The sequence below is a fragment of the Microcoleus sp. PH2017_28_MFU_U_A genome (assembly GCF_020738035.1).
In the GTDB taxonomy this organism is placed as follows: Bacteria; Cyanobacteriota; Cyanobacteriia; order Cyanobacteriales; family Microcoleaceae; genus Microcoleus.
The window spans coordinates 1-14,530 of sequence record NZ_JAEQCX010000153.1 but is presented as its reverse complement, the minus strand read 5'-3'; the positions used below and the strand labels follow the sequence as shown (position 1 = coordinate 14,530).

Annotated in this window: 10 protein-coding genes; 2 read left to right on the top strand and 8 right to left on the bottom strand. The window is 46.5% G+C overall.

Annotated elements, in window-relative coordinates; translation table 11 throughout:
- Positions 1-619: 619 nt before the first annotated feature.
- From JGK14_RS30935 to iscB, 4 genes are all read right to left on the bottom strand, one after another.
- Positions 620-1,375, bottom strand: coding sequence for an LmeA family phospholipid-binding protein (locus tag JGK14_RS30935; RefSeq protein WP_293177126.1), 756 nt, complete (start codon positions 1,373-1,375; stop codon positions 620-622).
- A gap of 127 nt (positions 1,376-1,502) precedes the next feature.
- A complete protein-coding gene (locus tag JGK14_RS30930; RefSeq protein ID WP_293177124.1) occupies positions 1,503-2,096 on the bottom strand; it encodes a pentapeptide repeat-containing protein in 594 nt (197 codons plus the stop codon).
- 198 nt (positions 2,097-2,294) lie between these two features.
- Complete coding sequence (locus JGK14_RS30925; protein WP_293205266.1) at positions 2,295-3,707, bottom strand: HD domain-containing phosphohydrolase; 1,413 nt, start codon at positions 3,705-3,707, stop codon at positions 2,295-2,297.
- A gap of 83 nt (positions 3,708-3,790) precedes the next feature.
- Positions 3,791-5,062 (bottom strand): RNA-guided endonuclease IscB, encoded by a 1,272-nt coding sequence (gene iscB, locus JGK14_RS30920; protein ID WP_293177120.1) that lies wholly within the window; start codon positions 5,060-5,062, stop codon positions 3,791-3,793.
- Between the two features lie 322 nt (positions 5,063-5,384).
- Between iscB and JGK14_RS30915 the strand changes: the two genes are divergently transcribed.
- Complete coding sequence (locus tag JGK14_RS30915; protein ID WP_293177118.1) at positions 5,385-5,525, top strand: hypothetical protein; 141 nt, start codon at positions 5,385-5,387, stop codon at positions 5,523-5,525.
- Positions 5,526-5,835: 310 nt separating this feature from the next.
- Here the strand turns inward: JGK14_RS30915 and psb35 are convergent, their stop codons facing one another.
- The gene (gene psb35, locus JGK14_RS30910) at positions 5,836-6,030 is read right to left on the bottom strand and encodes a photosystem II assembly protein Psb35 (protein WP_293146752.1); all 195 of its coding nucleotides are present in this window, start codon (positions 6,028-6,030) and stop codon (positions 5,836-5,838) included.
- 135 nt (positions 6,031-6,165) lie between these two features.
- On the opposite strand from psb35, the gene JGK14_RS30905 reads away from it, so the two are divergent.
- Complete coding sequence (locus JGK14_RS30905; protein ID WP_442921498.1) at positions 6,166-9,243, top strand: glycerol-3-phosphate acyltransferase; 3,078 nt, start codon at positions 6,166-6,168, stop codon at positions 9,241-9,243.
- Between the two features lie 404 nt (positions 9,244-9,647).
- Here JGK14_RS30905 and JGK14_RS30900 read toward each other — a convergent pair whose 3' ends face one another.
- The 3 genes from JGK14_RS30900 to JGK14_RS30890 all read right to left on the bottom strand — a co-directional run bounded on the left by JGK14_RS30900 (position 9,648) and on the right by JGK14_RS30890 (position 14,324).
- Entirely contained in the window at positions 9,648-11,375 is a 1,728-nt protein-coding gene (locus JGK14_RS30900; RefSeq protein WP_325315876.1) for a M10 family metallopeptidase C-terminal domain-containing protein, read from the bottom strand.
- 332 nt (positions 11,376-11,707) lie between these two features.
- On the bottom strand, positions 11,708-12,907 hold the full coding sequence (locus tag JGK14_RS30895) for an ABC transporter permease (protein WP_325315878.1): 1,200 nt from the start codon (positions 12,905-12,907) through the stop codon (positions 11,708-11,710).
- Between the two features lie 199 nt (positions 12,908-13,106).
- The gene (locus JGK14_RS30890; RefSeq protein WP_293211659.1) at positions 13,107-14,324 is read right to left on the bottom strand and encodes an ABC transporter permease; all 1,218 of its coding nucleotides are present in this window, start codon (positions 14,322-14,324) and stop codon (positions 13,107-13,109) included.
- Positions 14,325-14,530 lie beyond the last annotated feature (206 nt).

Here is a 14,530-nt window from a genome sequence, read left to right as displayed (position 1 = left end):
TTATTCCTGTAGTTTTAGGACTGTGGACTAAAATTACTAACGTAGATGTCTAACATTGACTACTTTTGGGTAGCTTTGTCCATGTTTTTACGAGCGGTTCTCCCATCTTTGCGATCGCCCCACCAGAGAATTTTGTCTCTCAAACCCGGTTTCTGTCTCCAAGACACTCTAAGTTTATCAAGACTATTTGGGCGATCGCCTCAACCTGAGTGCTGATTTTGAGCAGATATCTAGAATCTCCGTGAATAAGCTACTTTGCACAGGTACGTAGTTGCGCTTCAGCGCTCTTTCATATAAACAGCGCCGAAGTGTAACAACGTACTTAACAATTAGTCCGCATATTATGCGTTGTATAAGTTCTGTTGCACTTAAATTTAAGCTTGATGGCGCGCTATGAATTCTCGCTCAAAATAATTTAAGTCAGCAGTTGCTGACATATTAAATCCGCGACAGATTAGTTCTGGAAATACACCGGAATACAGAGAGACTTTAGGCTAGCAACGCCATAGCTGAAAAACTGTGGCTAAAATAGCAAAACCCGCCGGGGCGGGTAGTTTTGTTAAGCTATAAAATTTTTCCCACTAATCTGATTTGTCGGCTAAGCTCAGCACGCTGAGGCTTAGCGCTTGCCTTTGGGGAACTGTTCGATGCCAGCCCAGCCGTAAAAAACCAGCTCGTCGTTTTGAACTCGACAGCGGTCTACTCGCAGTTGAGTGCCCTCTAAAGCAAATTTGTCTAAGTCTAGCAAGTTATTTACGTGGGCAATTATAGCTTGAGCCAAGTCTACTGCTTGCCCGTCACCGCCGTAAGTAACGCTGACAAATTGGATTTTGCGCCGGTCTTCTACTTGCAATTGAGCTGTAATATCTATTTTGACTGGTTCGCTGTCCTGGCCGATCGTAATCTCGGACTGAAGCCGAATTGATTTGTCTGTTCCGAAGCTGACTTCAGTGTTTTGAAAGTACAGAGATTGCTCTTGGTATTTCAGCTTTTGGAGTTTTTCAACTACAAAAGGTGTATTGAATGAGGTGGTTAAATCCGATCGGCTTAAGACTACTCGCATATTTGCCTGGGTAGGCTGCCGCAATTTGACTTGACCTGCAAAAATCGCCCCAAAATCAATGGAGAGTGCTTGCAAGTAGAGTTCCATCACTTCTATACGCAGGCCGTTATACATCAACATACCTTTGCCAACGAAGTCGAAACCGTCGATGCTTCCCTGCAAGAGTTTGGCTACAGGTTCGACTCGGATGTTGGCTTCTGCCTTTTCAGAACGTTTGAATAAGGCTGCGATCGCAGCTCCTGCTACTTTGCTGACAAGGCGATCGCCACTTTGACCTTGAAAGGATGTACCGCTAAACAAAGCTGCTACCATTTATTCGTTTGCTGATCTACAGTCGCTATTATAGCCTCTCATTAAGAAATGTTAAAATAGCTTGTGCTTATTCACTTTATAAGCAGAAGTTGTTTTTTGTCTGCCTTGAAAGTAACATTTTGGAAATTTAAGGACTCAGGGGCGTGCCTTGGAGACAAGCGCGATCGAGCAAAGCTCCATCCCAGACGGTATGTTCGATCGCAGCACAGAGCAAATTAGCCCCCGTCAGGTTAGCACCGCGCAGTACGGCTCCATTCAGGATAGCTTCTTCTAAATCAGCTCCCGACAAGTCTGCGCCGGACAAATTGGCATTGCTCAAATCTGCCTGCTGCAAGATGGCGCGAGCCAAATTAGCACCCCGCAAATCGGCTCCCCGCAAATCGACACCGCTCAAGTCCAAATTGCCGATCGAGGCCGCCGTCAAAAAAGCACCCCCAAAACTTGCATCGCGGACTAAAGCATTAGCAAAAGAAGCACCGCGCAAGTCAGCATTCCGAAAATCAGCCCCGCGCAAGTCAGCACCGCTCAAGTCTGCGCCGCGGAGGTTTGCTCGCAGCACCGCCCGCTGCAAGTTAGCACCGGTGAGATTAGCTCCTGTTAAGTTGGCTTGAGATAAGTCGGCACCTGCGAGATCGGCTCCCGCTAAGTTTGCGCCGGCTAAATCTATGCCGGCCAATATATGAATTTTGCCTTGGCGTATGGCTTCGAGGTCATGAGTCATTAGTTTTTAGTCATAAGTCATAAGTCAGTTGGCAGTTGGCAGTTGGCAGTTGTCAGTTGGCAGTTGTCAATTACTAGGGTACACACCGTAAACAGAAAATTAGGTTGCGGAATTCGTACTAAATCCGTAGTCCTGACGCACCATACAATAACTGTCCACTGTCCACTGTCAACTGTCCACTGAATTACCCAACTTATTTTACAATGCCGGAGTTGCCGCGATCGTGCGATCGCCCAAATCCTCCAACCAGATATTAGGCAGTTGGCTGGGGCGGGTGGGTAACTCCATCAAACCCATATCTGCGAGTCTGACGACATTCCCGAGAGTTTCCACCAAAGCCGGATCGAAGCGAGTACCCGACAGTTCGCGGCACTTTTCTAAGGCTGCTGTCAAACTCAAAGCAGGACGATCGCCCCGCGGTTGAGTCAAGTCTTGGAAACAAGCGACCAAACCCAAAATCCGCGAAGCAACGGGTATCCCTTCACCTCGCAAACCCTCGGGCCTGCCGCTGCCGTCCCAATTTTCGAGTTTGTGCTTGACAATTTCGGCGACTGGTGCTAATTCCGGCATTGCTTGGAGGAGTTGGGAACCGATGAAACTGCGATCGCGCCAAAATGATAGAGTTCCTTGGTCGAATTTATCGGAAGTGCGATCGAACACCTCATTCGGCGCCGAAACCAAGCCGACTCGAAACAGCAATCCCGCCAGCCGCAGCCTTCGCAGTTGCAAAGCCGGCAAATCCAACAATTGACCCAAAGTTTCCGACAAAGCCGCCACCTGCAAAGAAGCTGTGGGATTTGAGGTGTCGCGTTCGTCTACGCGCTGGGCCATCCGCAGAAAAGCTTGCAGTTTGTTGGCGTTCAAATTGCGGCTGACGCGCAAAGCTTGACCTTCCAATTCCCACAAATCGCGAGTTTGGCGGTTAATTGCCACCATTTGCTGCTGAGAACTTTGCAGGTAAGTAACGATGCGGGATACTACGCCACTAATGTCTGCCAAGGGCGGGCCTTTGGTAGCAAGAATTTCGTGATGAATTTCTAGCAAACTGTCGGCTAGGGAGGGATTATAATGTCGTGTTTGTTCTATAAAAATTTCTGCTGACGCCGACACCAACGACTGGTCAAACGACCACAAACCGTAGAATTTTCGCTCTGTATCGACTTCTGGCTTGCCCTCTGGCAAGTATTCCTGGGCCGTAAGTTCGCGACAAAGCACCATTGCTTTGTATGTGGGGGCCAGGATGATTAAATTCCATTCTTGGATAATGGGGTCGATCTCATCAAGTTCTATTAAAGATACATTTTCTAATTGACCGGTTTTGTGGGTAGCGAAACCGCTGTCGGCTACTGCACCGATGACAACTTGTCGAGAAGCCTTAGCAATATCGAAGTAGCGATCGGCTTCTTGCAAATACCATTTTCCCTGCTGAAACGTCACCAAAACCAGCGGTTTGAGTGCGAGATCGTCCCCGCTGCTGGTTTGCAAGATGTGGTCTTCTAGGGCGTGACACAGGGCTACTAGGGTGTTTTTGAAGTATACCCCGTAGCTAGAAGGCAGTTTTCCGTCGGGAAGTGTAGCTTGTAGTCTGGCGAGAGTTGATTCTGGATTCATAAAAATTAATACGGGATGCGGGAAACTCAACGGCTTTAGCCTTGAGAGGGAAGCGACGCGGGGGACTTCAGTCCCCGTCAATCCTAATATGCGTAACTGTAGCCATCTTTTTTGTGAACTATTTTGCAGTATTTATGGCTAATTCCTTGCACCAATTCTGATGCTGAGATGTTGAACGAACCTGTCGTTCTAACTGCAACCCGACCAACATATTCACCTATTTTCTTGCCACTGATGACGATTGCTTTTACGATGTCACCAGTTTGAAAGCCTTTAACAAACTTGTTTCGAGGAACGTACCGAGATGGAAAGCCAAATTTGTCTGTGCGACACATTTGACGGGTTCCGTGTCCAGTTGCCTTGATTAGCAGTGGCTTATTTGTTAATAATTCTAGCGCTTCAACTTGACCGACACAAGCAGCATCAAGCCAATGAGTTTTAGGTAGTTGCAGCCGACTACGATTGAACTTGGTCAGTCCACCTGAGCCAGTTAAAACAGGCAACCCCGTTTCTTTTAAGCGACCAAATAACGTCCATCGAGTCGAATTTACCGCAGCAGCATCCTTTAGGGGGCGCTTGGATTGTGTAAGAATTCGACTCAGAATGTCAGGTTTCTTTGCTAAGAATTGTTCAATGTTCTGAGTACCTTTCTTCTGGTTGCATTTCTGACAAGCAAGGCAAAGATTAGAAATTCGATTGCTTCCGCCTTGAGATTTGGGATGAATATGCTCAACTTGCAATGGTACATTTTCGGCGTCGCAGTAAGCACATTTTCGGTTCCATTTGTTAAGCAAATATTGCCTAACTTCGTAACCCTGTAGTTCGCCTTGGTGGTATTCAATAGCTGAAATTTCAGGATTTTCTAATTGTTGCAAGTCAAATCTGACCAGCTCTTGAACAATTAAACCGATAGGTGCAAGCCTGCGTAATTTTTCAACCCAAGTCAGGGTGGTTTCTACCCGGTGCTGCAAGGATGGTGCCAACCAACCTTTTTTGCGGGTACGGTTTAAAAACCTTGCTTGGCGGTAACGAGTATGACGGTTTCGCCTTCCTCGACGCAGTGAACGACGGGACTCAAGACTTGCTTTGATAGTTTGACCGCGATGAGTTAATTCAGCACCAAAAATTACTTTTTCACCTTGCAATAATGCAATGCCTGTAGTTTTGGAACCTGGATCTAATTTGAGAGTAATTGATTCAATGGTTGCTGTTACTGCCTTTTTGAGGATAATGGTACACGGGAATCTTCTGAAGATAGCCGCTTTACCAGCCGTCAGCAACTTACGAGCCATTGACGACTTGCAAGGTGTGAGTGGTTTTTTGTTTGTGTCAACTACGAAAATAAAATTGGACATTGTTGTGTCCCTCCACTTGCGTGTAATGTTCGCTTCGACCTGGTTATAAAGGCTTGTTAAGTTTGCAGCACTAACGAGAGTGACTTTAAGTTTGTTTGACTGCAAACGATAGAGCGGAAAACTAGCGTCGCATTCTCCGGTATCATGACCTAAATAACGTCTCCTTGTAACAGGGGTCTGGTCAGCACAGCTTGCAATTTCTTACAAGCTCAGTCTCTTTAGAGCTGAGTTACTGACTGCAAAAGGCGGTGCCGGCTCTTAACATATTGTAACGTGCGATCGACCTTCTCGAAAATACTTTTGACAAAAATCCGATTTTTTGATGACTTCCGGCTCCACAACCTACAAAAACGGCGATGTGATGGCGATCGATCCGGCTCTTTCAATTTATATCGAACTCAACCGCACCGACAGCGATTTCTTGCTCTTCAAAAAAAACGACCTTGCTTATATTAGGGTATGAAAATGAATCACTTGAAAATTCAGCTATATTGACTGACTGGCTTGTTTCATTTTTTCACATTGAGTCTTTCATGCCGTTGCAGCAGCAACGCCGCATTCGCTAATATAAACTTTTTTGCTTGTGGTTGTTCTACCAGACAGGATATCAGAATATTTATTAATATGTTCTTCATTACAATATAAATACAGGACTTGTGCGAAAAATGGAAAACCCAGCCCTTAAAATTGCAGCGTTCTGGGTGCAACGACAAAGTTTTCTCATTAATTCACAAGTCCTATCTCAGTTTTTCTTCGTCTCAATAAACTTTTTATTATTTACCTTTGGACTCAGAAACATCTGCAATCAAATCATCTTTATCAACTTTTGGAACAAAATCAGGCCGTTCTTTGGATTCCCAACCCGGGGGGCGCTTGGAATTATACCACGCAATGGAGCCGATACTAACCGCAGCGACAAATCCAACACCAAGAACTGCGATCGGAATCATTAGGTTGTTCTCTACCATTTGGTTCAAATCCTTATTTACTGTACTTCTCTAGTATTTTATGTGCTATTGGCGATCGTGCAATATATCCGAAGACTGAAAATTTGAGCGAATTGCAGCCATAATACTTAGAGATTGAAATTAAAAATCCCCTTTATGCCGCTGTTGTCGATCGCACTTCTGTTAGCCGCCAGTTTTGCTCTGGGTGCTTTGCCGCTTACTCGCTGGGCGGTGCGGCTGCTGGGCGGTAAAGATTTGAGGCGGTTGGGCACGGGGAATGTGGGCGTGTCGGCTGCTTTTATTCACGGGGGGAAGTTGGCGGGAATTGCTGCGGTGTTGGCGGAAATTGCCAGGGGTATTCTGCCGGTTTTGGCGGGGAGATTTTGGTTTCCTGATTCACCTGCGATCGCGATCGCCCTGTTAATTCCTCTGGTTGCGGCCAGATATGCGATCGCCCGAGGTGGAGGCGTGACTAACGCGGTTTGGGGTCTTTTGGTATTTTCGCCGCCGGTGGCTGTCTCTTCTGGCATTTGGGGGCTACTGGTGTGGGGTTTGGCACGGCGGTTGTGGCAAAAGGGCGATCGGGCGAGACTCTTTGCTTCCCGCTGCGGCTGTCTGTGCACGCCTATCTGGGTTTGGGTGTGGCATCAATCTTTGCCGGAATTCTTAGCAGCAGCAGGATTGGGAGTTTTATTAGCTGCAATTAATCTCAGTCAGGGTGATGATATGGCTTTATCTAAATCGGAACAATTGTTTTCTCTCGATGACTCGTTGGATGCTAAAATTTGCGGCGATAAAGCTGCGAGATTGTCTCAACTAAAACGCGCTAATTTTAATGTTCCTTCTGGCTGGATATTATTGAATGAATCGGGCATCGGGCATCGGGCATCGGGCATCGGGCATCGGGCATCGAGCATCGGGCATTCAGAAAACAGTGAAAATTTGTCAATCCCTAATTCTTTAATCGAAAATCTAAAATCGCAAATCGCAAATCGCATGATTGTGCGCTCTTCGGCGGCGGGAGAAGATGGCGATATTAGTTCGGCGGCTGGGCAATATGAAACTATCGGGCCTGTTTCCACTGAAGCAGAATTAATCGCTGGCATTCACCGCTGCCGTCAGTCTTATTGGACTTCCGAAGCTGTGGCTTACCGCCAGCAGCGACAACTCCCGGATACTCAAATGGCTGTTTTGATTCAGCCTTATATTGAGGGAAAAATTGCGGGAGTTATGTTCAGCCGCAATCCTTTAGATGGCGGTTCCCAGATAATTATTGAAGCTTTGCCGGGAGGTGCTGAATCTGTTGTCGGCGGACAAGTTACTCCGTTACATTTGGAAGTTGATTTTACCCAGCCTGAAATTTTACAACAAACTTTAAACGAACTCGAAATTAATTCAATTGTTAACCCAAAACTTCTAGCTGAATTAGTCAAACAAGCGCAAGCTATCGAAGCTTTTTTTCACGGAATCCCGCAGGATATTGAGTGGAGTTGGGACGGGGAAAAAGTTTGGATTTTGCAAAGCCGCCCGATTACTAATTTGCAGCCGTTTTGGACTCGAACTATTGCCGCAGAAGTGATTCCTGGTGCAATTCGCCCGCTAACTTGGTCGATTAATCGGCCGCTGACTTGTGGGGTTTGGGGAGAGATTTTTCGGGTGGTTTTGGCCGATCGCGCTGCTAATCTAAATTTCAAGGAAACGGCGACTTTGCTGGGTTCCCACGCCTATTTTAACGCGACTTTGTTGGGCGAAATCTTTCGGATGATGGGATTGCCGGAGCAGGGTTTGGAGTTTTTGCTCAGGGGGCAGAAGATGGGTAAGCCGCCTTTGGGGAAGATTTTGCCCTCTTTACCCGGTTTGTGGCGTCTGGTGCAGCGGGAGCGGGCGCTGAATGCAGATTTTGCGGGCGATCGCACTTCTATTTTTTTACCAGCAATCGAAAGTCTGGAGAAGTCAGAGAAGGAAGAAGGAAGAAGGAAGAGGGAAGAAGGAAGAGGGAAGAATGAAGAAGGAATATTAATTCCCAATGCCCAATTCCCAATTCCCAATGCCCAATTCCCAATGCCCAATGCCCCATGCCCCATGCCCCATGCCCAATTCCCCATGCCCAATTACCAAGATTTAAGTGAGTTGTTGGATAAATCTGAGCAAATTCAGAAGTGGCTGAAGCCGATTACTTACTACAATATCTTGGGGCCGATCGGGCTGGCAATTCGCAAAGCAATTTTTCGCGTTGATGATGATTGGCTTGTTAATGATACTGCTCCTGAAATCGCTTCGGTGCGAGCTTTGCAAGAGTTGGCTGAGAAATTGCGAGAAGTTGCTATTTACCAGTCAGGCGAGAATGTTTCAGCCGCACAATTAGCACAGATATTTACTGAAAGTCTGGCTTTGCAAGCAGACTTTGAACAGTGGCTGGATATTTACGGATATTTGAGCGAAGTGGGAACGGATATCGCTGTTCCTACTTGGCGAGAACAGTCTGAAACTTACCGCAAATTGCTGATAACTTTGGCTCAAAAACCTACTGTTGCTAATTCAGCAGCAACTGGAAAATTAAGCTTGACTTTTGCTCAGAAGTGGCGCTTAAATAAATGTCAGGAACGAGCTATAGTTAAAAGCCAAATTAGTGAAATTTACGCGCGATTGTTGGCTCATCTCCGCTGGACTTTTTTGGCAATTGAAGCTTGCGGATTGGAAATGCAGGTGTTTCAGGAACCAGGAGATATTTTTTATCTGGAATTTGCGGAGATTCAGCAGTGGATTCGCAGCGGTGCGAGTGTTTCTTTTCAGGAGACGATTAGCCTGAGGCGCGATCGCCTGTTAGCCGATCGCGATCGCCCGATTCCCCCTGTAGTCTACGGCAATCTGCTGCCGAATTCTCAGAAAAGGTCGATCGACTCCTCAACATCTGCAACTGGTATCATGCAGGGAATCCCGGCAAGTATCGGCTGCGTCGAAGGTTTTGTGAAGATTTGCCGGAGTGTCACTACAGAATTAGGCGAAAATGCGATCGCCGTAGTGCCTTACACCGATGCCGGTTGGGCGCCGCTGCTGTTAGGAGCAAAGGCAATTGTAGCCGAAGTTGGCGGCCAGTTGTCTCACGGAGCAATTATCGCCCGCGAGTACAAAATTCCCGCAGTCATGAATATTGCTGAAGCTACAACTCGCCTGCGAGACGGTCAAAAAGTGCGAGTAGATGGATATCTCGGCACTGTGGAACTGCTGGAATAGTCAGGACTAAGGATGGCGAATTAAATAATTTACACAAGGGGTGTATCTCAGTTTTGCATTTACAGTGCTGTCCCCGCACAGCAAAGCTTGTACAAGCTTTGCTGTGCGGGGACGCTCGCACTACAATAAACAATGCTTCTTGCAAAACTGAGATGCACCCTTACACAAGCTTGTGGGATGGGCGTCCCGCCCGTCCTTTATAGACGGGCGGGACGCCCATCCCACAATAATTAAAATTGTAAGTTATTTAATTCTCATTCCTAAGACCAAAAAATAGCTTGACGCACTACTGATAGCGGTAAGGTACGCAGTGATTTTTTCATACATTTGCAAAATCAGAGATGCACCCAATTCAGAAAATCGAAAATGGAAAATTTTCCATTTTCCATCAACTCGCCACTTTCCTAAACTAAGAAATTCTGGACAACATAGTTCCCCACATTTCTACCCGCGCTCAAACCGTCTACGTTAGCACTCATGAAATGGATGCCTCCGTAAATGCGACTCATCCCCGATTCGTCGGCCGCTTGGGCAAAGTTGTCAAAGGTTCGCAGACTGTTGACAGACTTGTCTCCCTTATCTGCAAAGCCAAAATCCGAACCAAATACAGAGTTCAAAACTGGTTCCGCTGCACCGCTAAAGGTACTGTGGCCCGATGTGTACTCAGGAAAGGGCGGAGTTATCAGCAGCGGTGTCCACAGAGGATCGGCTGTTGTGTTGGGATTGTTGTCTGTGTCAGCTTGGCGAATAGCTGTCACGGGCCGCCAGAAATCGTACTTATATTTAGCATCCCACGAGTTAATAGCTGCATCGGCCTGGGCAATATTTAGCAGGGCGAACAAGCGGGCGCTATCTTCCAACGATGTACCGCTGAGGGCCGATGCTTCTGAGGCGATTTGGTTCCAGTGGCCGGGGGGAGTAAAAGTACCTCCGCCGTTGGCCCAGAATTTGGCGATCGCAGTTTGATCGGGCGTGCGCGTCAGACTGTCAATTTTGCCGATTTCTTTAGTCTCGTTCAACTCCTCTGCGTACTTGGCGCTATCGAGGGCGGGCGGGCCTGACGGACGAAACTGCGAACCGCTAGTCATCGCAAAGGGAGTCACATCCGGCCACTGGGGCAGCAATGATGCGGCCAGGCCCGGAGGAGTCGGCTGCCAATTGCCTGCGTCAGTTTTCGGTGTGTAGGGTACTACTTTGTTAGCGCCGTCTGTACTGCGCCAACTGATAATTTTCTCAGCAACCTGTTGTCCGATCGCGATTCCGTCTTGTTTCGATTTCCCATCGGGAATTTTTGCTAAAGACGATGCGTATGCTGCATCAAATTTGATGCTTTGTGCAGGGTACAGGCTAAGCAGAGTGCGGTAGGTAGCCGCCGCAGCCGCAGCTTCTTCTGATGCCCCCGCTGGTGCATCTATGTTGACGCGGTAAGGGCTGTATTTTTTGGTAATCGAGTTAACAGCGTCGTAAATGGCCGCGTGAACCATTGCCATGTTGCGGGAGGCTACCGGAGGCGGGGTGCCGGCTGTCCGGATGGCGTCTAGCATCATTCCGTTCGACTCTCTGATGCAGTTTCCCGAAAGGTGAGTTGCGAAGTTGTCGGGGGTGACGGTGCTGCTATTGACTCCCTGCAATACTGCTAAATATTCACCTGTGAGTTTGTCTTGAATTACCGTGCTGTTGCTGTTAGCGTCTGTGCCTTGTTGGATGTTTAAGTCGTTAAATGTGAGACCATTGAGCAACCGAATTTTGTCCTTGCCCTTCTCGAAGTCAGTGATGTAGTCTGCTGTGGCTACCGTTGGGCCGCCGTTGCTTTTGCCGATCGCAAATATGTCATTGCCTTCACCACCGCTGATGGTATCGCTACCTACGCACCCGTAGAGAGTGTCGTTGCCTGAGTCGCCAAATATCAGGTCGTTGCCTTTGCCGCCCCAGATCATATCGTCGTCTAGGCCGCCAGCAATTGTATCGTTACCAGAGTCGCCACAAATTTTGTCTTTACCTCGATCGCCTAGGAGCAAGTCGTCTCCGCTCTTGGCATAAATTATATCGTTACCATCCAAGCCGTTAAGTGTGTCTGGGCCTGAAGTTCCTTCGAGAAAGTCGAATTTAGGACTGCTGGTAAGAGATGCCATTGTTTTTATTTAATAATTTTCATCAAATAGCCAACCTTCATAGCCATCGATCGATGCTATGAGTGTTTGCTCGTAGTTTAGATTATTAGGCCTTTTCTTAAGTAAGTAAATCCCCTGAGTGAAACTTCATTGAATCTTTAATGTTTCACTCATTTTGATAAAGTTTCCGATTAATTTTTTATTTAAACTACATTGTTTTTGCTAAAACTTTACCATCCGACTGGTTTTATTAATTTTTCAACATATATACACCGTGGTTAGCATCAACGAGTAACATTATGTATATACTTGCCTAGGTATATACTTAAGTATGCTATATATGTAATTATTTGTTAAGCACTTCTCAAGGCTGCGATCGGGTCGAGTTTGGCCGCCTGACGCGCCGGGATCACGCCGAAGAAGAGACCGACGCCACCGGACACGCTAACAGCAAGGGCGATCGCCACAGGCGAAATACCAGCTTGCAGAGGCGTAAAATTACCTACAAGCAAGATACCTCCAACTCCTACGCAAGTCCCAACGATGCCTCCAGCGGCAGATAAAATTACAGCTTCGATAATGAATTGAAACAAGATATCGTGTTGGGAAGCCCCGATCGCCTTTCTGAGCCCAATTTCCTGAGTGCGCTCGCTGACGGAAACCAGCATAATGTTCATAATCCCAATGCCGCCGACTAACAAAGAAATGCTGGCCACAGCAGTTAACATAAGTGTCAGCGCCCCGGAAATCGAGCCCATTGTCGCCATTAAATCTTTCTGATTTCGGACAGTAAAGTCATCTTCTGTGGTAATCTTGTGCCGCAATCTCAGCAAGTTTTCCACCTGAAATTGAGCAGCATCCATTTTCGACTCATCTTGAATCGAAATAAACAGCGAAGTGACAGCTAAACCGTAGGGAGACTTGCGCCCGACAATGCGGTTGGCCATTGTGGCGATCGGCACAACGGCTGAGTTATCATAATTCGTACCAAAAGATGTCCCTTTCTCCGCAAATACTCCAATTACTTTCATGCTGACATTTTTGACTCGCACTTGTTCGCCGAGGGGATTGGTATTAGCAAACAGTTTTTCGGCCAATTCTGAACCAAGAATCACAACTTGATTGTTTTGCCTAACATCGAGTTCCGTCAAAAATCGTCCTTTAGCCATTTCAAAGTTTCTGACAGTCAGAAATTCGGGAATTGTGCCAAAAATCAGAGACGAGACATTTTTGTTACCGTAGCGAACGAGTTCTGAACTGTTGAGTTCGGCAGATACACCTTGCACCGACGGGACTTGAGATGCGATCGCCTTACCATCTTCTACTATCAGTGTTTGAGGTGCATTTCTAATCGAACTTCGGCTAGCATTAGGCACTCCAGCTCTCACAATCAACACATTTGTACCGAGAGATTTAACTTGTCCGCCCACAAAATTTTGAGCCCCCTCTCCAATCCCAATCATCGCAATTACCGAAGCATTTCCGACAATCATCCCAATCATCGTCAAGATTGGTAATTGGTAATTGGTAATTGGTAATTGGTAATTGGTAATTGGTAATTGGTAATTGGTAATTGGTAATTGGTAATTGGTAATTGGTAATTGGTAACTGCCAACTGCCAACTGTCAACTGTCAACTGTCAACTGTCAACTGTCAACTGCCAACTGCCAACTGTCAACTGTCAACTGTCAACTGTCAACTGTCAACTGCCAACTACCAACTGTCAACTGTCAACTGTCAACTGTCAACTGATTAAGCACTTCTGAGTGCCACAATCGGGTCTAACTTAGCAGCTTGTTTTGCCGGTACGATGCCAAAAAATAAGCCTATGCTACCAGAAACACCAACCGCAAGGGCGATCGCCACTGGAGAAACACTAGCTTGCAGAGGACTAAAAGCAGACACCAAAAACACACCACCGATACCGAATCCAGTACCGATAGCACCACCAGCAGCCGACAAAATCACAGCCTCAATCATAAACTGAATCAGAATATCCTGAGGAGAAGCACCGATCGCCTTTCGCAGTCCAATTTCCTTAGTACGTTCAGTCACAGAAACCAGCATAATGTTCATAATCCCGATACCGCCCACAAACAGCGAAATTGCCGCCACAAAAGCCAACATCAGAGTCAAAGCACCAGTAATGCTGCCCAAAGTCTTCATTAAATCCTTCTGATTTCGGACAGTAAAATCATCTTCCTTAGTAATATTGTGACGCAAGCGCAGCAGATTTTCAATTTGAAATTGCGCCGCACTCATTAACTTTTCATCCTTCACAGAAACCGAAATAAATGTTACCTTAGTACCGTAGGGAGACGAGCGACCGACAATGCGGTTAGCCATCGTTGTCAGCGGCAAATAAACATTCATATCTTGATTGTCACCAAAACTCGATCCCTTAGCCTGCATCACGCCAATCACTTGAAAAGTTGCATTTTTGATGCGAACATATTGACCGACAGGCTGAGTATTGCCAAACAATTGTTCAGCAGCTTCTGAACCTAAAGCAACTACATTTTCTTGTCTTTCTAAATCTAGCTTGTTTAAAAAACGACCTTGAGCAACATCAAAGCTTCTCACCGGCAGAAACTCAGGAGTAGTTCCGACAATCGAAGACGAAACGTTTTTATTGCGGTAAGTAACGATTTGACTGTCATTGAGAGTTGGTGCAACTGCTTCGACAGAAGGAACTTGAGAGGCGATCGCCTCTGCATCATCCAAAACCAAAGTCTGAGGAGGAATCACCGGGCGACTTTGGGCATCAGGACTTCCGGGAATGATAAACAGCAAATTTGAACCCAGAGAGTTAACCTGTCCCGCAATATAGGTTTGAGCTCCTTCGCCAATACCAATCATCGAAATTACGGAAGCATTACCGATGATAATTCCTAACATCGTCAAGCTGCTGCGTAACTTGTTTGCCGTCAAAGTTGTGACAGCCATTTTGACGCTTTCAATAATATCCATGAGTCTATTGTTAGATTGTAGATTTTGGATTTTGATTGTTTGGGTAATTGGGAATCAGTAATTTAAATCCGTTACATTCCAGGACTTACGCAACTGACACAAAATACAAGTTAACTCTTAGGTATGTAGTTGCGCTTCAGCGCTCTTTGCTTATATCTATGAAAGAGCGCTCAAGGGGAACAACGTACCTTTATTTAAAAAAAAGT